General features: G+C 62.0%; 14 protein-coding genes. 7 read left to right on the forward strand and 7 right to left on the reverse strand.

What is annotated here, in order from left to right:
* Positions 1 to 675: 675 nt before the first annotated feature.
* The 7 genes from ASG17_RS12760 to ASG17_RS12790 form a co-directional block, all read right to left on the reverse strand.
* Positions 676 to 3,288 (reverse strand): PAS domain-containing protein, encoded by a 2,613-nt coding sequence (locus ASG17_RS12760; RefSeq protein WP_056104507.1) that lies wholly within the window; start codon positions 3,286 to 3,288, stop codon positions 676 to 678.
* An 813-nt stretch (positions 3,289 to 4,101) separates the two neighbouring features.
* Positions 4,102 to 4,905: a glycosyltransferase family 2 protein gene (locus tag ASG17_RS12765; protein ID WP_056104510.1), complete on the reverse strand. Its 804-nt coding sequence runs from the start codon at positions 4,903 to 4,905 to the stop codon at positions 4,102 to 4,104.
* On the reverse strand, positions 4,902 to 5,699 hold the full coding sequence (locus ASG17_RS12770; protein WP_056104513.1) for a hypothetical protein: 798 nt from the start codon (positions 5,697 to 5,699) through the stop codon (positions 4,902 to 4,904). The genes ASG17_RS12765 and ASG17_RS12770 overlap by 4 nt, the downstream gene beginning before the upstream one ends.
* Before the next feature lie 3 nt (positions 5,700 to 5,702).
* Positions 5,703 to 6,152, reverse strand: coding sequence for a dTDP-4-dehydrorhamnose 3,5-epimerase family protein (locus tag ASG17_RS12775; RefSeq protein ID WP_056104516.1), 450 nt, complete (start codon positions 6,150 to 6,152; stop codon positions 5,703 to 5,705).
* Positions 6,149 to 6,862 carry a class I SAM-dependent methyltransferase gene (locus ASG17_RS12780; protein WP_056104519.1) on the reverse strand — a complete coding sequence of 238 codons (714 nt, stop codon included), beginning with the start codon at positions 6,860 to 6,862 and terminating at the stop codon, positions 6,149 to 6,151. Before ASG17_RS12780 ends, ASG17_RS12775 begins: the two co-directional genes overlap by 4 nt.
* Positions 6,863 to 7,113: 251 nt before the next feature.
* Entirely contained in the window at positions 7,114 to 8,949 is a 1,836-nt protein-coding gene (locus tag ASG17_RS12785; RefSeq protein WP_056104522.1) for a hypothetical protein, read from the reverse strand.
* A 266-nt stretch (positions 8,950 to 9,215) separates the two neighbouring features.
* Positions 9,216 to 9,713: a MucR family transcriptional regulator gene (locus tag ASG17_RS12790; RefSeq protein WP_056104525.1), complete on the reverse strand. Its 498-nt coding sequence runs from the start codon at positions 9,711 to 9,713 to the stop codon at positions 9,216 to 9,218.
* Between the two features lie 102 nt (positions 9,714 to 9,815).
* Between ASG17_RS12790 and ASG17_RS12795 the strand changes: the two genes are divergently transcribed.
* From ASG17_RS12795 to ASG17_RS15530, 7 genes are all read left to right on the forward strand, one after another.
* Positions 9,816 to 11,030 (forward strand): restriction endonuclease, encoded by a 1,215-nt coding sequence (locus tag ASG17_RS12795; RefSeq protein WP_056104528.1) that lies wholly within the window; start codon positions 9,816 to 9,818, stop codon positions 11,028 to 11,030.
* Between the two features lie 194 nt (positions 11,031 to 11,224).
* The gene (locus tag ASG17_RS12800; protein ID WP_056104530.1) at positions 11,225 to 11,569 is read left to right on the forward strand and encodes a hypothetical protein; all 345 of its coding nucleotides are present in this window, start codon (positions 11,225 to 11,227) and stop codon (positions 11,567 to 11,569) included.
* 507 nt (positions 11,570 to 12,076) lie between these two features.
* Positions 12,077 to 13,252 carry a CHASE2 domain-containing protein gene (locus ASG17_RS12805; protein ID WP_056104532.1) on the forward strand — a complete coding sequence of 392 codons (1,176 nt, stop codon included), beginning with the start codon at positions 12,077 to 12,079 and terminating at the stop codon, positions 13,250 to 13,252.
* Positions 13,249 to 14,037 carry a hypothetical protein gene (locus ASG17_RS15525; RefSeq protein ID WP_156367866.1) on the forward strand — a complete coding sequence of 263 codons (789 nt, stop codon included), beginning with the start codon at positions 13,249 to 13,251 and terminating at the stop codon, positions 14,035 to 14,037. Before ASG17_RS12805 ends, ASG17_RS15525 begins: the two co-directional genes overlap by 4 nt.
* Before the next feature lie 62 nt (positions 14,038 to 14,099).
* Entirely contained in the window at positions 14,100 to 17,171 is a 3,072-nt protein-coding gene (locus ASG17_RS12815) for a CHAT domain-containing tetratricopeptide repeat protein (RefSeq protein ID WP_162238798.1), read from the forward strand.
* A 346-nt stretch (positions 17,172 to 17,517) separates the two neighbouring features.
* Positions 17,518 to 18,489, forward strand: coding sequence for a toll/interleukin-1 receptor domain-containing protein (locus tag ASG17_RS12820; RefSeq protein ID WP_056104541.1), 972 nt, complete (start codon positions 17,518 to 17,520; stop codon positions 18,487 to 18,489).
* A 279-nt stretch (positions 18,490 to 18,768) separates the two neighbouring features.
* Positions 18,769 to 18,969, forward strand: a complete 201-nt coding sequence (locus ASG17_RS15530; RefSeq protein ID WP_156367867.1) for a hypothetical protein — start codon at positions 18,769 to 18,771, stop codon at positions 18,967 to 18,969.
* Positions 18,970 to 19,012 lie beyond the last annotated feature (43 nt).

Below are 19,012 nucleotides of genomic sequence, written 5' to 3' on the forward strand. Positions count from 1 at the left end.
ATGACGATGGCCTGTCACGATTGCCTGATATCGACATCCAAATCCCTGTGAACCGCGTTTGCAAGCTGAGCAGTATTTGCTCGCCATGCCATTCGCGAAGCTAGGACCTCTGCAAGCGCCGACTGGCCCGTTTGCATCCCCCGACTGCTACAGCCGTCGTTTGAGCGTGGAGCGCCAGATGATCATGCCGCCTCCGACAGTGGAGGTCGCAAGCCGGCCAAGCCTGCTCAGCGCAACTGGAGCCCGTTAGTCGTCGACCGTCTCGCCGTTGCAATCGACGGCAAACAGCGGAGTGTTCACCATGGAGACGCGGATACGATGGCAGTCCGAGTGACGCTCCCGCAGTTCCTTGATCAGCCTTAGAACATCCACCGCGCGGGCGGCATGAGCCGTTTCAGTCGGCGCAGGCTCGCCCCTGCGAAAAACCGAAAGCGTGTATGGACCCATCCGCTGCATCCGGGCCCGTTGGAGAGGCCATGTGGGTCGTTATCGCATCACCTCGCGTCCGGTTCCGGACATTTCTCTCGAACAACGGCTATTTCCCATCGGCTGGAAAGATTTGCGGGCGACGTCGCAGCCATATCGCGCACGGACTTGGGTCTCGTGGTCACCCCTGAGCTACCGGCCCGCCCCGTCGCGACGTCCTGGATGCCCGGACGCCAAGCCAACAGCAGGCTAGGAGCCGCCGCCGAGAATGGACGCGACACGCCTCGCCAGAGCCTTGAGCTCGAACGGCTTGGTCATGATGTACATGCCCTCTTCGAGATCGCCCCCGGTCAACACCGCGCTTTCGGCGTAGCCGGTGATGAACAGCACCTTGAGGTCCGGTCTCGCGGCTCGGGCGGCGTCGGCCAGCTGCCTGCCGTTCATCCCGCCAGGCAGTCCGACGTCCGTGATCAGCAACTCTGCTGAAGGCGTGGCTTTGAGCAGCGCAAGCCCTGAGCGTCCGTCCTCCGCCGCGACAAAGTCGTAGCCGGCCTCGGCCAAGGCTTCGGCTGCCAGCATTCGGATGGGAGCCTCGTCGTCGACGATGACCACCATGGCCCGACGGGCCTGCTGCTGAGGTTGCTCATCGGCCTCCAACTCGGTCTCGGTCGCGACAACGCCACGGTGCCGGGGAAGGTGAATACAGACGCTCGTGCCCTCGCCAAGTCGGGAGGTGATGCTGACCTGCCCGCCCGACTGCCTCACGAAGCCGTAGATCATCGAAAGCCCGAGCCCGGTCCCCTGCCCGAGCGGCTTAGTTGTGAAGAAGGGATCGAATGCGCGGGCGATCGTCTCCTCCGACATCCCGACGCCCTTGTCGCTGACGCAGAGCCGAACGTAATCGCCAAGCTCACATTCCGGGCCCAGCACCGTTTCGTCGGCGATGGCGACGTTGCTGATCGAGAGCGTCAGGTCTCCGCCGTCGGGCATGGCGTCTCTGGCGTTGATGCAGAGATTCAGCAGGGCGTTCTCAAGCTGACTAGGATCAATGAGCACGGGCCAAGGCCGATCGGCCGCGATCGTTTCCAGCCTGATGGCGGGTCCGACCGTTCTCTGGATCAGGTCTTCCATCCCTTGCGACAGCGCCCGGACATCCGTCGCCTTCGGCTCGAGGGTCTGACGCCGTGAGAAGGCCAGGAGACGATGGGTCAGGGCCGTGGCTCGCTCGGTCGCCGTCTGGGCGACGTCGACGAATCTCTTGGTTTCTTCGACGCGGCCGTCGGCAATCCGCTTCACCACCATCTCCAGGCTTCCGGAAATGGCGGTCAGCAGATTGTTGAAGTCATGGGCAAGGCCTCCAGTGAGTTGCCCGACCGCCTCCATCTTCTGGGCTTGGCGAAGCGCGGCCTCGCTCGCCATTAGCTCAGCCGTCCTTTGCTCGACGGTGCGCTCCAGAGACTCGGCGAGCTTTGCGAGATGCCGCTCGGCGCGTCGACGCTCACGCGCGGCCAGGGTGCGCTCACCGACGTCACGCATGAACTGGAGTTCGTCATCGAGCCAGACCCGCGGGGCAGCGTTGTTGGCATAGAAGAGCGCGACGGTCTCGCCTTGGTCGCGCAGCGGCATATTGACCACCGCCAAAGCAGAAATTGCCTCCAGCGCCGTTGCCGTCTCGCGAGTCCGCGGATCGAGACGAGCATCCTCGAACACGACGGTTTCACCGCGCTTCAGGTCCTCGATGTAGCTGCCGTAATCACGAAAATTTAGCACACCGGCTAGGCTCTTGGTTCCAGGCGAATTCCAGTCTCTTTGAATGGTGATGGTTTCGGTCAACCGATCGACAGAGCCAACACCCACACGATCGACCTCGAGAGTCCTGCCCGCAATTTCGCAGGCGGCGTGGGTAAGCTCGTCCGGATCAGCGATGTCGCGAAGCGCGTCGGCCAGTTCCATCAGCGCTGATCGCAGACGCTCGGCGCGAACCCTGTTGGTGATATCCGTCGTCACACCCGCGATGCGAAGGGGTTTTCCCTCCGCGTCATGGATCAGAATCCCGCGGGCCTCCATCCAGCGGGTCGATCCGGTTGGGGTGATGACCCGGTGGTTGATATGGTAGTCTGCGCCCCGGCTGATCGTCGCGTCGCTCTGGGCCCGAACAGCCTCGCGATCGTCCGGATGAATGAGCTTCTGCCGGTCCTCGTAGGTGAAGACCTGATCGATCGGCCAGCCCATCAAGGTTTTGTAGGCTTCTGACGCCACTAAAGTCCGGCTGCGGACATCGACGCTCCAGGCCCCCAAGCCGCCCGCCCGCATGGCGAGGTCCAGTTCCCGCTCACGTTCGCGATCGACATGGGACCGTGCGGTCAGCTCTGCGGCCAAAGCCACGTTGTCGGACTGCAGATCTTCGAGTCGCTCGCGTTCAAGGGTGACATCGACCTGACTTGCGAAAAAGTATGCCAGCCTGCCGTCGGCGTCGAACACCGGCGCGAGAAGCAGGCGGTTCCAGAACGGTTCGCCGTCCTTGCGATGATTGCGAATATCGATCTCGATCGGTTCAACCGCCGCGACCGCGTCGTGAATTCGCTGGATGGTCTCCGGGTCGGTCTCAGGCCCCTGTAGGAAGCGGCAGTTCCGACCAAGGATTTCGGAGCGCTCGTAGCCTGTGAGGCGACAGAAGGAGTCGTTGGCGAACACGACCGGGTTATCGTCTTGCCGCGGATCGGTGATGATCATCGGCATTCGAGTCGCCCTTACGGCGGCGACGAAAGGATCGTTTGAGCTTTCCAATCCCAAGACTTCGCCCGCGATGCGTTCGGCATCTCTTTCTGCTTTGGGTGATCCGTCTGCGGAGGAGGAACTCATATGGCTTTCGGCTGCACTTCGTCTGACTGGGCTGCCATCAAACTCTTATCAAGCTCTACGGTTCAAACGATCAAACCTAGTTCCAGGGGGAGTTGCCGGGCAGCAGCGCGGCGTCTGACGACGCATGCCGGCCAAGTTGGCTAAGCCCCTGAGAGCAGACGCTCTGAAGGTCTGCTGAGAGCCGATACTGTTGAAAAAGTCCGGTGACCGCTAAAACGGCGCAAAACGCGTGCTGGTCGCGAAATCCCGCCCCAACGAAATCAATAGCTTATTTTTTCGCAGCGGTGCCAGATCGGGCCAGAAAGGCCGATCACAGCAGGCTCGCGGACTTTTTCAACAGTATAGCCCATTGCGGACGTTCAGCAGGCCCGCTTCCGGAAATGCCGCTTAGGCGCGAAGGGGTCAGGGACGTCTGCTTCGCGCCACGAGCAGACATAAGACCGCCGCCGAAAGCCGGAAATTCCGGTCAGACGTATGGGTTCATATCAAAAGAACCACGCCGGCGACCGGCGTTCATTGTGACTTGGGCGAATAGCGGGCAAACCCCCGAACAGGCCCATGTCGACCGACCTCGCGATTAAGGAAATTCGCCGCTTCCTCCAGCGAGACGGCGGAGGTGCTGTGCATCAAGGGGAAGTGGGGCGTCGGCAAGACGTATGCGTGCGCCGCTACCTGGGCAGGGCGGGCGCAAAAGTCGCTGAAGGCCAAGAGCTACAGCTACGCCTCGCTGTTCGGCCTGAACTCGCTCGACGATCTCCGCCGACCGGCCGTGGACCAGCTGGCATCCTCGTCAACGTGGCCCAGCTTTGAACCTCATCCGGTGCCCTTGGTTGGCCAAGTGCGCTCACGCCACCAGCGCGGTTCATTATACTCCGACGCGTGCTCGACCGTTAAGACGTCGACGGCCCCGCGTCGGAACTTGGCGAAGTCGTCGCTGAGGGCGGCTGCGTCCCATCCGTACTTGTGCCCCCAACCACGCTCCCGATCGATGTCACCGAGGCGCTCGCCTTGCGCTCGGTGGCGCGCATGTGTCTCGGCTTCGCCCATATACTTGTAGTGTAGGTTGATCACGTCGTCGGCCGCGGGAAGAACGACGTGCCCGGTGAAATCCGCGCGATGACGACCCTGCTTGAAATTTGTCTCCTCGATTTCCGCTGGGTTGAAAATCGCCAGGCGCCCCATGTTGCGCCAAGGGCATCCCATCCGGTGATCGCGGCTAAGAAGGCTCTGCAGATTTGGCTTGCTATCGCAGATCATCTGATAGCCGAGCGCGGGAATCGCCGTGACCCCGTTTTGGCTGGCGCGCGCCAGGTATGCACGCATGTCCGGGTGATAGAGATGCTCGTCGATGTTGGTGATCACGACCCAGTCAGCCAAGCCTCGGCTGGCTTTCCAGCAACTATTATAAATCTGGCGGGCTGAATCCACCCAGGAGTCGGGGTTGGCCTTAACCAGCGTCTTCACCTCGACGTCGTCCCGGCTCTCTAGATACTCCCGGCTGCCGTCGGTCGAGCTATCGTCGAGGATGAAGAACCGATCCACCCAGTCGTAGTGCCGGAAAAAATGCTCCAGCATCTCGCGCTCGTTCCAGCAAACGGTGTGGAGATGAACGATCATGTGGTCGGGAAGCCTACGCTCTGAGCCAACTGCACGGTTGCAGTCTGAATATCAGCGGCTGAGGCGCCAGCCCAGTGCGCGAGCCGTTGCCGCATGCGCGCAATTTCGTCGTTGAAACTTTGGGCGGACATTTCCCGTGAGAAAAAGGAGCGCGCCAAAAGAGCGCCGGACGATCCCAGACGCGCGTGTTGAGCATAAACGAGGTCGCTGGGCGTGGGCAGGTCATCGTCGTCCACGCGCCCCAGCCCTCCCACGCCGATCTTAAGGCCGGCCGTCATCGCGGCATCACACACCCGGTGCATGAGCGGGTCGAGCAGCACCGCCAGACGGTTTCGATATCCAAGATCGATCGACAGGTCGTTCAGGCCGACGTGCACGTCGCGTATGCCGAGGCTTGCAAGTTCCGGGATCACCGCCGCAGCCGCCCTGCGTTCAATGAGCGGCGTCAACACTGCTCGGCCGCCGATGGCTTCGAGGCAGGCCTCGACTTCGGCGGCAGTCGTGAAATTTGGAAGCATCAATGCCTTCACGCCCTGCGCCAACAAGGTCTCGATCTCACTAGCCAGCACCGGGTGAAACGGGTTGCAGCGTGCAAACAGCTCGGCTCGCGTTACGTGGGGTCGGATCTTATCGAAGTCTTGGACTACGTGGGGCGATAGCCAAGTCGGCAGGCCCCGCTGCCGGTCGGCTTTGCCTAGCGTCTCGAGGTCCAGGCCAATGCGGTCGATACCTGCTGCGTCGGCCCAGGCCGCCTTGTCTGGCTCATTGGTCCAGAGTGTCAGAGTAAAAGACACCGATCACCAACGATAGGGAACATAAGGATCGTCGGCGGGCCGCCGCTCCTCGTCGGGTTCTGCGGCCGAAAAGGGACGATCGTTGAGGTGGAGAAGGAAGGCAGAGTGATCGCCTATGGCTTGGAAGCCATGCCAGACCATTGGGGGTATCTGGACCAGCCGGGGAGACGCCTCCCCCATTAAAATCTCATCGATAAGACCCTCAGAGAGGCTGCCCCGGCGATCGTCGAACAGCACCAGTTTGACAAGGCCTGTGACCACGCAGAGCTGATCGACTTGGGATCTGTGCCGGTACCAAGCCTTTACGACCCCCGCTAAGCTCTGCGTGACATAAGCCTGTCCGAAGCCAGGGAAGTTTGGATCGTCAGCGCGCTGCACTTCCATGAGGTGACCGCGTTCGTTCGACACCAGCTTGAGCGGCGTATCGACGACGTCAGCAATCCGGACCGTCATGACGATCCCCAAATCTCGCGGTGGTGGAAAATCTCCCGCTGAAGCGGCTCCGCCGGCTTGCGCAGCGCAATGCAGGAACCCTCGACACCCAGGGCGATATCGAAAGGATCGCGTGCCCTCTTCTCCGGGAGGGTCGCCTCGATGGTGTAGCCGAGATTGGTAATCGCGTAGCGGATCACCGGCCGGATCGAGGGCCAGTCCGCATCATCGAAGATGACTACGCCGCCGCCGCGCAAAAGCTTGTCGACGTAGAAGAAGTCGACCATCACAAAGTCCATCGTGTGCCAGCCGTCGATAAAGGCGAGATCGACGACCAGGCCCGCCTGCTCCAACCTGGGGAGCGCGCGGTAGGACACATCTTCCACGAGCTCGATGATGTCGCCGAAGCCTGCCTGTCGGAGGTGTTCGATGCCCTTGCCCTTCCAGTAGGTTGACTGGTGGGGGTCGATGATCACGTGTCTGCGATCTTTACCGCTGGCGGAGGCTTCGCAGATAGCCATTGCCGAAAAGCCGTACCCGAGGCCAATTTCCAGTGAAACGACCGGCGAGACCGCCCGCGTCACGCGATCGACCAGAGCCGCCTCGTCTTCATGGATGCCGCCAGTAATGCGATCGACTTTGTCCGCCACATCGCCGGTCAGGTTTAGCACCTCGCGAACATAGTCGGGTTCGAGGCGCGGGCAGTCCTCATAGAGAGCTTTTAGGTCCACGCTCTATCTCCGCATCAAGCAATCCCACTCGGAGATATTCGTGTCTCGCGTCGACCGCAAAAGGATTCCCGAAAATTGGCGCTATCCCCGCGCAGTGAGTCGTGGTCGCGGAGTCCGACCAACCCTTCGACGATTCCAGTTGTCCGCTTCTGACGCTGCAGATGTTTTGCGCAGCTTGGAGACGAACCGGACCGGTGAGTCATGTTGTTCGTCTAGCGCGAGCCGGATCCGCGGACGCTCACGGCCTATGATCACCCCCCGGACAGCGAGAGCCTGGCGCTCGACGTCTGGGTCCGCGAGGTCAGCGCTTCCAACCGTTCAAGCATTTTGACAGCAGTGAATGACACCGTGCGATTCAGCCACGTATGCGCGGCAGCGACTGCAGCTTGGTTCCGCCGTACCTGCGGTTGGTCCAACGCCTCGCGAAGTGACTTCGGCCAATCTCCGACAAGGGCCGAACGGAATACCGGATCGGCTTGGTAGGCGGGGCAGTCAGACACCAAAGAGCCCAGTCCTAGGGCCGAATAATCTAAAAGTTTGATGTCCGATTTGGCGTTGTTGAAAGCGGTGTTGGCCAGCGGCGCGAGGCCTATGTCGAAGGGTCCTTGCTCACGCAGCCACGCCACAAATTTTGGGTAAGCTCGACTTTCCGGCGGTGGCTGGATGTGGGTTAGCCAGGGCGCAGGCTCAATCTCGGTGGCAACTCCGATCACGGTCACGTCGAACTGCCCTTCGCGCTCCAGCCACAGCCCCTCCAGGTGTGGTCGGATCACTGCGAAGTCCTCTGCGTGGGTGCCGGTGCCCATGTAGAGGAAGCTGGTCCGGGTGTGCGCGTCTGGCGTCGAGTGGCGCCTCCAGTCACGCCATAGCCGGGGATCGATTGTGTTGGGCAGGACCAACGCGCGATCATCCACCGACGGTCGTGTAGCGGCCAAGGTATGGCTCGAGAACCATACTTCTCGAGATGCGGCGAGCAGCAAATCGAGAGCGGCCAGACGATCGGAATAACCGCCCGCCTCAACCTGCCCAGAACTCATTGCGTTGAAGTCATCGTCGAGGTCGACCACCAAAGGCACGTCTCGCCGCTCAAGCGTTGCCAAGAGGGCCCCCGCCGCATTCTCATCCGGTAGCGCCGCGCGCTGAACGATGCAGACGTCGCAATCAGGTAAGCTGCCGGTCCAGCCGTCGACTGACAATCGTACCCGGCTCTCCGCCTCCGGATCGGTCAGAGGTTGCACCAGCCGGATATAAGCAGAAGACTGGGGACCTGCAGGGCTCAGTGGGACAATCGCGTGTACGCCGAGCGAGCCATCGCCTGCCCTGTCATCCGACTTCCAGCCCGCTCGAGCCTTGGCAAGCAGTCGGCGCATTTCCGAGTGTACGGTATCGCCGTCCAGCCACGGCTTTTCCTCGAACCGATCGTACGCTCGCGACAGCTCGCGCCTGGCTTCGAAATCATCCTCAGCCGTCAAGGCGCTCAGCCCTCTCCAAACACGGTCAACCGTGTTGTGCAGAGGCCCACGAGTGGCATCGGCTATCGTCGTGTGATGACGTAGCTGCGGCTTCAGGAAAGCATCGATCGACTTCTGCTGGCTGTCGTCTGGCGACCACGCTACGCCGATGATGTCCGACAACGCCGGGATAGCGCTCCGCCAATCTTCGATCAGGTTGTCATAGTCGACGGCAATACGCGGTAAACCGCGGCTTGCTTGTTCGGCTGCAATCATGTGACGCAGCCAAAGTAATCTGCCGTAGTCGGCGCCCATCCCCTCTCTCGCTTGCAGCGATGCGATGACGCTCTGAGGCGAACGCAGGGCGAGAACGACTTTTGTCTCGATCTCCAGCCCATTGAGCGTCTCGACGAAGAAGGGTGCGAAGCGACAAATGCGCGGATCCTTGATCACCAAGAGTGACGCTTCGCCCCAAGCGCTTTGGATGATCTCGCCGGTCTTCGTTTTAGTTTCCGCCAGCTCCCCTGGCCTCAGGCGGGAGACATCCAGCACCCGAGCGTCGGACCACGACGAGCGAGCTTTGCGAAGAAAGCGATTGTGCTCTGCGACGAGTGCAGTGCTCTCCCAGAACCCCATGGGATTATCCCGCTGCGGCGGGAGTGGGTCATTTGGTAAGGCAGCGCCGACTTGTCCAAGCAGCCAGGTCAGAGGCGAAGTGCCCGACCTATGCATGCCAAGAACAAGGATAGCGGTGCGTTTCGAACTCATCTTCGCAATCTTTGGAGAGAGGTTCCCCTGGCTCTAGCGTATGGCGCCCAGCAGAGGCGCGCGATTACCGCGGTTTCCGTTAGGTTCCTCCGGCCGCGTTGGAGCGGTGAAAAAGCCCCGCCCCAGTTGAGCCTTCAGGACGCCGGAGCATCCTTTTTGGCCCGAGCCTTCTTCGTCGGCGCGGCGGCGGCCGGCTGACCTCCCCTCCCCTTCGACCCCAAGCCGATCGAACGAGCGAGCTCTGAGCGCTTGGCGCTGTAGGTCGGGTGAACCATCGGATAGTCCGCTGGCAGACCCCACTTGGCGCGATAGTCCTCAGGCGTCAGCCCCCTCGTTCCCAGATGCCGCTTCAGGCTCTTGTAGGGCCGGTTGTCTTCAAAGCTGATGAGCGCATCGGCGCCGATCGACTTGCGGATCTCGGCCTTTGACTTCGGCTCGGCGCTTGAGGCCTCAGGGGTCTCCGATTCGCGCGTATCCACCTCGAGGGTCGATAGCGTAGCGAACGTATCGCGTATCAGGCTTTGAAGTTCTTCGGCGCTGATACGGGTGTTGCTGTTCGACACATAGGCGCTGACAAGTTCAATCGTCCCGTCGCGGGCGTCGGCAGTGGCGTCGTTTAGTTCGTCGGTCATGGATTTTCCTCAAGAGCTCCCCAGCAAATACGCGTGTCGATTTCGCAGGGCAATCGAGGAGCCGCTGTGGCGCGTGCTTTGGCGACCGCTTAGGCTGACGCGATGAAGCGATATTCGTTCTCTGAGCTGGCGACAGCGGACCTCGTCATCGACGCGACCTATGAGGCGGATCGCGCCCTCAAGAACGTCGCTGGCGAACCGCTTTCGAAGCTCACCGGCACGGGCAACCAAGGCGGCTTCCGCTTCTGCGGTCCGAACGCCGCGCCGAAGCTGGTGGTGCTCTACAGCACGCTCACCGAGGCCGACTGGCCCGACGCGCTGGACGAAGAGACTGGGCTGTTCACCTACTACGGGGACAACCGCAAACCAGGCTACGAGCTTCACGACCGCAAGTCGGGCCGCGGCGGCAATCAGATCCTGCGCCGCGCCTTTGAGCTCGCTCATGGCGGAGAGGCTGAGCGCCGGCAGGTCGCGCCATTCTTGGTGTTCGCCAAAGGGGACGGGAGAGACGCAGTCTTCAAAGGATTGGCTGTGCCCGGCGCCGCGCACCTGGATGCGTCAAGCGACCTCGTGGCGATCTGGAAGTCTGTTGAAGGCCAGCGTTTCCAAAACTACCGGGCGACCTTCACCATCCTGGCGCTCAACCTTGTCCCGCGGGCCTGGCTGGCTGAACTGCTGCAGGGCGTCACCGACGGGCCGGCTTGCCCAGCGGTGTGGCGTCAATGGGTGAAGACCGGCAAGCCCAAGCCACTTCAGGCTGAGAAGGTCAGCCGAACACGGTCAAAGGCGCAGCAGCTGGGTGATGCACGCCAGCGCGAGATCGCTGAAGCGGTGCACGCCCACTTCAAGGTCGATCCCCACGCGTTCGAGCATTTCGCGGCTTACGTCGTGCGTCTGATGGAGCCGAACGTCGTCAGGATTGACGTAAGCCGGCCGAGCCGCGATGGCGGCCGTGACGCCGTCGGCCAATATCGGATCGGACAAGCCAGCAACCGCGTGCTGGTCGATTTCGCCGTGGAGGCCAAGTGCTACAAGCCCACATCAGGCCTGGGCGTTGAGGTGATGTCGCGACTGATCTCGCGCCTGCGCCACCGCCAGTTCGGCATCCTCGTCACGACCAGCTACCTCGGCGATCAGCCCTACAAAGAGATTGTGGAAGACGAACACCCGATTGTGGTCTGCGCTGGTGGAGACGTGGCGACCCTGCTCATTGAGAAGGAGGGTCTCTGCTCGGGGGCAGATGTCAGCGCGTGGCTTGCGAAGGCCTACCCGGTGGCTGAGAAGGCGCAGGCCGCTGCGGGCCCCGGCGGGGTCTGAGGCGCGGCTATGCAAGAGCGGCGACGCCCGGGATTGTTCGACTGGTTGCTGCTCGTCGTCATGGTGGTGACGACCTGCGCCTCAGCCTATTTCGCCATTCGCTCGATCGGGGAGTTGGCTGCGGCAGCTCTTCACAGTGGCTGATCTGCCTACAACTGGCTGCGCGTCGCGGCGCGTGTGCTAGCGTGTCGAGTATGAACGTTGCCGAACTCATTCAGGTATTGCGCGCCCTGCCCCGGGATATGCCTGTCGTCGCTTATGACGACGGCATGTTCAGCCAGTGTCCGCACGTCGAGGTGTGCGACCTACCGGTCGACAACATGAGCTACGATCCCCAGCAGTCGACGGCCTTCATCCGCGGTCTCGGCTCAGCTCGAATGACCTGCGCCGACTTTGAAGCCCGGCTGTCAGAGCTCGACGGGAGCCTGCCCGTGCGGATCAAAGATGATGTGGCCTATTACGAGCCAGAGCCTGAAGTCGTATCCGCGGGCGGGGACTACCGAGGCACGCCGTTTGACCGAGACACGCTGATTATCTGAGCGGCGCGAACCGCGACTGTGCGTGCGGCGCCGCATACGACTGGCGCGTGAGCGCGGCGGCCGCTTCGCGCCAAAGGCGGACATTGGATCACTGCCTGAAAGCGGTCATTCTCGTCTGGGCGAGTCAATATCTAGGCCCAACTAAATCGGTCGGCCAGCTCATGATAGCTAGTGATTGAAAAGGTCGTTCTGTGCGATTCCGCAGATCGCGAACTGATCTGCAGCGCGCTCAGTTCGATAGATCATCCGGTTCCAGTGGCCCCACGAGGCTCTGGCTGAACGGCGTCTCCCTGCCAAGGTTCTGAAAGCGCCGCCAAGGCCCGCCCCTTGGCGTCGAAGACAGCCCGACACAACGAAGAAATCCTTTGGAGATCGCAGTTACGCCGGTCCAATCTCGCGCGGGGTTAAAAGGCGTTTGGAAGCGAGAGCGGGAATGGAGATCACTGTGAAGGGGGTGCCCTTTCGCCGCGCGACGCCCGTCGCTATTCCTGATCGGACGTCACCTAAGTGAGGCGGCTCGCGAAGGTCTCAAAATCACACCTTCTGACCCTCGGCCTCGGTCTGGTGGGCGGGGTCCTGACGCTGAGCCTCCTTTACCTCACGCCGCAGTTCGTCAATGTTGAGCCTTGGATTTCGGACTGGCGCACAGCTCTGTTCTCGGAGCGCGCAACGATCGACGACGAGAGAGTGGTCGTTGTGGAAATCGACGAGGCCTCTCTGAGCGGCCTTCCCTACCTGTCACCCATCGACCGGGCCTATATGGCCGAGCTCGTGAGCCGGATCTCAAGTTTCCGGCCGGCCGTCATCGGCATCGACGTTCTGTTTGATCGTCCGACCGAACCGGCCAAGGACGCGCGCTTTCTTACTACCGTTCGAGAGCTCGCCTCACCCGTGGTTCTCGGCTTCCAACACGGCGCGCCCTCCCAGGATCGATCGCCCGACTTTGGCGCAACGGCGCTGCAGCGAACCCATCGTCCGTCCGGCTATTTGAACCTCGGCGATCCAGTGGACGGCGTCATCCGCCACCTGCCTCCCTCCCTTGGGGGCCGATGCAGCTTCGCCGAGATGGTGGCCGCCGCAGACCAAACTCCAACGCTTCACGATTCGCCGCATTGCCAACGCACCCGACCGCTGCGGATCGACTGGCTCTTACCGGTCAGCAAGGCCGAACCAACGTTTCAGCCGCTCAAGGCCAGCGAGCTCATGAACGACGTCACCGGACGCCTTGGGCCCTCCCTCCAAGGCCACGTCGTCTTGATTGGAGGCGTGTTCGACGAGGTCGATCGCCATAAGACGCCCTTGTCAGAGTTGGAGGGCGGCGGAGACTCTACGCCGGGGGTGTTTATTCACGGTCAGGCCGTTGAGCAGCTTCTCGATGGGCGTCGCCGTTTCGAACTGGGGCCGGTCGGCGAGGCCATCCTATTGACGTTGGCCGCCTTGGCCGGATCGATCTTGGCGGTCGCGCCGGCGACCCGAGACAGAAGCGGGCGGGTGATGTTCGTTTTGACGTGGGCGCTGATCGGAATCGATATTCTGGCCTTCAAACTCACCCGCTTCATCGTTCCCGGCGACGCGGTCGCCTTCGCGGTTCTTGTTGGCTTTGTCTTGAACAGTGGACGTGTGACCTGGGAACGCCGGGGACTTGTCCACGCCGCGCGGCATGTCGGAGGCCTCATCTCATGATCTCAGTCCTCGCCTTTGCGACGACGCTCGCGCTGGTTCCAACGGCCGCATCCCCTGCCCCTGCTCCTCGAGCGCAAACGGGAGCAGCCGAGCCCACCTACATCCAGGCGGTCCTCAATCCGGAGGGCCCAAACCCGATCGTATGGCGGATCCCACAGGCTGACGGACAGGTTCAGGTTCGCCGCGGCGAGACTCTGTTGGCGATCTACCCCGATCGGCGCCGCGTTCGCATCGAAGGACCCTACGCGGGGCCGTTATCGGCTGCACGCAGTCGCCAGGTTTTGGAGGCCAGCTTCCTAGGACGTCTTGCGGCGATGTTCGATCGTAGCCGTATGCGGTACGACGCCATCGGCGGGGTGCGCGGCGACGACGCGCCGCCGCCACCGCCGGTCCCAGTGCTGCGGTCGCTTGACGCCCTTCCGCCGATCGATGTCGAGGCACGCGGCCCGCAATGCGTTGCGGCGAGCGGATCCGCGATCTTGTGGCGCGCCAACGCCCACCGCCGACAGACCTTTACCTTGGCCGTTCTGGGAGGTTCCGCCACGACGGTCGCCTTTGCGGTTGACGCCCAAGAGGTGCCATGGCCAGGCCGGCTGCTGCCAGAGCCCACCACGACCGATGTGGTGGTCGCCGAGGCGGGATCCGGATTTCGGACCACGAGCTTCCGCTTCGTAACAGTCCCCACAACGACGGGCCCCGCGATGTTGTCGGCCCTCATCAATGCAGGGTGCTTACAACAGGCTGAAGCCGTAGCGGCCTATCTGGATCAGAGCGCCGCACAGTGATGCAGGAGGCCCCTAGCGTCGTGAAAGGCCAAAGGACGTCTCATCGTCGATGGTCTTCGTGGTTGCGCGCCGGGCTTGGCGTTGTCGCGTCGCTGACCATCAGCGCGCAAGCCAGCCTCGCAGTCGCACGACAAGCAAACGGAACAACAGCCCCGGCCGCGACATCGCAGGAATTCGGAGCCTATTTCATTTCGCGAGCCGCGGAATTCGCAGCCGCAGGAAACTGGACCGGCCTGGAGCAATATGGTCGGAGGGTGCTGGGCCATCTAGAGACGCTTCTCGGTCCCCATGACACCGACTTTGCGCCCCTACTGGCGGTCGTCGCCTATGCCCTGGCCCAGCAAGGTCGCATGAGTGACGCTCAGATCTACGTAGAGCGCGTTCGTAGCGCCACCGCGCCTGGCCAGACCTTAGGGATCGACTTTGCCGGGAAGCTCGTCGAAGTGAGGGCTCGGCTGGCCGCGCTCGATGCGGCCGGGCGATGGGGCGAGGCCGAGCCGTTGGCACGCGCCGCATACGAAACTCTGGAGGCGATGGCCGGACCGAGACATCCCTTGACCGGCCTAAGCGCTGGTCAACTCGCTTCAACTCTGCGGTCCCTCGGCCGCTTCTCAGAAGCCGAGCCGCTCGCTCGACTGCAGCTGGAGAACCTGGAAGCAGCGCCGGCACGCAATGACGCGGATATTCGGGTCTCGAAAATCGCCCTTGCCAACATCCTGGCGGACCAAGGGAAATGTGCCGAGGCTGACAGCCTTCTGCGCGAACTCGTGCAGTCCCGGCCGGCCGGCCCCATCTCGCAGTGGGATGCGATCCTCCTCAACAACTTCGCTCAGAACCTCAACTGCTTGGGGCTCGGGGGCGAGATGGTGGACTTGCAACGCCGCGCGCTCGCCACGATCGAGGGTAGTGCGTTTGAGACGCCAGAGCTCCGATTTCGGACCTTGACCAATCTCGGCGGAGCCCTGGAGATCCAAGGATTCTACGTCGAAGCAGAGGGGCTGCACCGGCGGGCCCTAGAGATATCAGAAAGCACCTGGGGCCCCGACCATCCCTCGGTCGCCATAGCGTTGCGCTTTCTTGCTAACAATCTGGACCTACAAGACCGCTTGGCGGAGGCAAACTCTCTTCATGCGCGCGCCTTGGCGATCAATGAAGCGACCTTCGGCATCGACAATCTTCTAACCGCGGATAGCATGGCGCGATTGGGGGTTAACTGGGTCAGGCAAGGCCGGCTGTCTGGGCTAGAGCCCCTATTCACCAGATCCTTGCAGATCCGCCGCCAGTTCCTTGGCGACGCCCACCCCGAGACAGCCGAAAGCGCTCAAATGCTTTCGATGCTGTATCTTGTCGATGGCTCTCCAAACCTCGCGCTCGCGCCGGCGCGGATCGCTCTGGACGGCAGCCGCGAACTGGGCTGGCGAGAAAGTCGGTCGATGGGGCAAAGGGCGCAGCTTCAACGCGGGCGATGGACCGCACTTTCGGCCTCGCTCTTCTCTAAAGCCGCTTTCAAGGTCAACCAAGCGGCCCCAGACGAGGCCTTGGCCGGTGAGGCTTTCTCAGCGCTTCAAGATGCCTCAACGTCGATCACAGGGCGCGCGCTCGCGAACTCCACGGCGCGCGCAAGTCTTGACCCAGCAGGCCAGGCGCTTGCCCGCGCCTGGCAAGGGGCCATTGAGGAACGCGCAGGGATTGACCGCCGGCGATCCGAAGCCCTCGCCAGCATACAAGCGCCAGTCACAGTCTTCGATGGCGACGATCGGCGCGCCGCCTTGAGCCGCCTGATCGAGGACACGCAGAGAGAACTGATCCAGACCCAACCTAGGTATATGGAGCTGATCGCGCCTCAGCCCGTGCCGCTCCAGGCCGTGGCCACGGGTTCATCGGATGAGCCCGCGCTTTTGGGTGATGATGAGGCTCTCATCCTCCTCGCCCCGCTCGACGAGCGAATGGCACAGGTGGCTCAGAAGGGGTTGGTTTTCGCAGTCACCCGGCAAGGGTATGCTTGGGCGGAGATTTCTCTCGAGCGTGCAGCCCTGCACTCCGCCGTTCAAGCCCTGCGGTCGAGCCTTGATTCTGAAGGCGCGACGCCAGCTTCAGGCGTGGACCTTGCAGCTTCGTCCACCCTCTACGCTGCGCTGTTCGGCGATCCGGCGGTCGCCGCCTTGATCGCCGACAAGCCCGAATGGATCCTGGTTCCACAAGGCGAGCTTGTCTCTCTTCCTTTTGCCGCCCTCTCGACCGCGAAGGTATCGTCACCAGCGGTCTCAGGCAGGCCTCAAGCGTGGCTGGGGCTGCAACGCGCCCTGTCCATCGTTCCTGAGGTCGCGACCCTTCGCACTCTGCGCACCTTGAAGCGTCCGACGGCCCAGACTTCGACGCCGTTTATTGGGTTTGGCGCCCCCGACTTTGGTGGTTCAGCCCAACCTGGGCAGGCGGCGGCCTATTTTCGGGGGTCGCAGGCCGACGTTGACGCGGTGCGAAAGCTGGCCCCGCTGCCCGGAACAGCCGAAGAGCTTCACCGCCTGGCTGCAGCCTTCGGAGTCGACGACGTGGACAGTGGTGCCCTCTGGCTCGGCGCTGACGCCACAGAGTTCCAGCTCATGCGGCTCAACGCGGCCGGCGACCTCGGCCGGGCCCGCGTTATCGCCTTCGCCACTCATGGCCTCCTTACAGGCGACCTTGCCGGAACCTTGGCGGAGCCGGCATTGGCCCTGAGTCCGCCCGTGGCGAAGACGTCCTCAGAAGCGTTTGCCGATGACGGCTTGCTCACCGCCTCCGAAGCCTCTGGTCTCAGCCTGCGTGCCGATTGGGTGATTCTCTCCGCCTGCAACACGGCTGCGGGCGGCGGCGAGGTGGGAGAGGGGCTGACGGGCTTGGCGCGGGCCTTCTTCTATGCCGGGGCCGATACATTGCTTGTCTCCCATTGGAGGGTCGATGACGAGGCCGCGGCGCGCCTAACCACTCGTGCGGTTCAAATTTCTAATACGGACCCCAACGGGTCTAGGGCTCAGGCTTTGCGCGCATCGATGATCGAACTGAGCCAGACGCCCGGTTTTGAAAGCCCGACTTATTGGGCGCCGCTAACACTTGTCGGCGTGGATCGCCTTGAAGGCCGATCGACGGCTAGGCCATGACTCGTGCACATGTCTTCGTGCTCAAATGACAAAGATCATCGGCCATGAGCGGACCTTTCGAGCCTCCGCTTTGAGCCCATAGCGGACATCGACCGACGCGCGCGCCTAACGTCTGCAATGGGCTCTGAGCTGACTTCGAGAATGTCTGCTGTCGGGCTGAGACCTCGCCTTGATCCAAAACTCCCCACTCATTGCAGTTGGGCTAGTCAGTTACATGGCAACCAAGGCGTTATTCAGGAAGAAGAACGAGCGCCCGCCTGTGGATAGCGGCTATTGCCGGGATGACCGGGCCTTGCCTGCGGAAAAAAGCGCATCAGATTAAGCGCATAACCATAGAGGTGTTTGGGTGCCGACTGTCTTTTTCTCATACTCGCACGCTGACGAAGCGCTTCGGGACCAGCTGGAAAAGCAGCTCGCCATGCTCAAACGTCAGAACGTCATCGACACTTGGCATGACAGACGCATTGGTGCCGGCGAAAACGTCCATCAGGTGATCGACGATCATATCAATACGGCGGACATTATATTGCTGCTGGTGAGCGCCGATTTTCTCGCCTCCGATTACTGCTACGATGTCGAGATGAAGCGGGCCTTGGACCGGCATGCTTCCGGCGAAGCGATCGTCATTCCCGTCATCCTCCGCGCCTGTGACTGGCAGCACTCGCCGTTCGGCGCGCTTAGGGCAACGCCTCGCGACGGCAAGCCGATCTCGCAATGGCCTGACATCGATGAGGCGTTCTTGCAGGTGGCTCAGGCGGTGCGCGAGGCCGCCGGGCGCGCTAGTGGCAGCCAAGCGGCACCTCCGCAGGCGGCGATACCAAGCCCACACCCCTACGTTCCGACCCCGGCCCCTAGCGGGCCACGGTCGAGTAATCTGCGCGTCGCCAAGACGTTCACACAGCGGGACAAGGACCAGTTTCAGATCGAGACGTTCGAGTATCTGGCGAAGTTCTTTGAAAACTCGCTGGCCGAGCTCGCTGCCCGCAATCCCGGATTGGAAGGGGCGTTTCGCAGGGTTGATGCGAACCGCTTCTTCGCAACGGTGTACAAGGACGGAAAAGACGTTGCCCGCGCCACCGTCTACATCGGCGGCAGTAGCTTCGGCCACAGCGGCATCGCGTATGTTGCCGGCCAGACCACCCAGAGCAGTTCGATGAACGAGTCCCTGACCGTTCATGCCGACGATCAGGCCTTGTATCTGACGAGTATGGGCATGGCGATGATAGGGCGACAGACCGACCAGAAGCTCAGCCAGGAGGGCGCGGCCGAACTTTACTGGTCTATGTTGATCGAACCATTACAGCGAGCCCGCTACTAGATGCTCACGCCCAGTCAGTTCGCCGTCGGCACCCTCGCTCACGCCAAGCCGCTATCACTGTTGCTGCCGCGCGGACCTCATGAGAAGCCGTTCATTATAGGCACGATTGAAAGCCAATCATTTGCGGTCTGAATCGCCATCGATGATGCTCATGCCTTTGCTTTCTTTAGCGCGGAACACGCGCACCACTGGCGAGGCCTGATTGTTCAGGACGTCTTGGTGGAGGTTGACGAAACGAGCGTATAGGACACCGGCTACAATGATGTTCGGCTGGGATCGATGATCCGATCCGGAAGCAGGCTAAGCATCGCTGCAAAGGCCGAAGGATGGCGCGGAGGCGTCTCGCTGGTGACGCTTGCTGACACCTTGCCTCAGGTTGGCGAAGAATCAGCGGGCTTCACGCGCTGGCAGATCATCATTGGCTCAGGCATCGACAAGCAGGTACTCAAAACGATCTCGGTCGATCCGTCATCTAAATAACCGGAGATTTTCGTTCGCCTGATTTCAGCCGCGCATGTGAGAC

It is taken from the genome of Brevundimonas sp. Leaf363 (genome assembly GCF_001424025.1).
Classification (GTDB): domain Bacteria; phylum Pseudomonadota; class Alphaproteobacteria; order Caulobacterales; family Caulobacteraceae; genus Brevundimonas.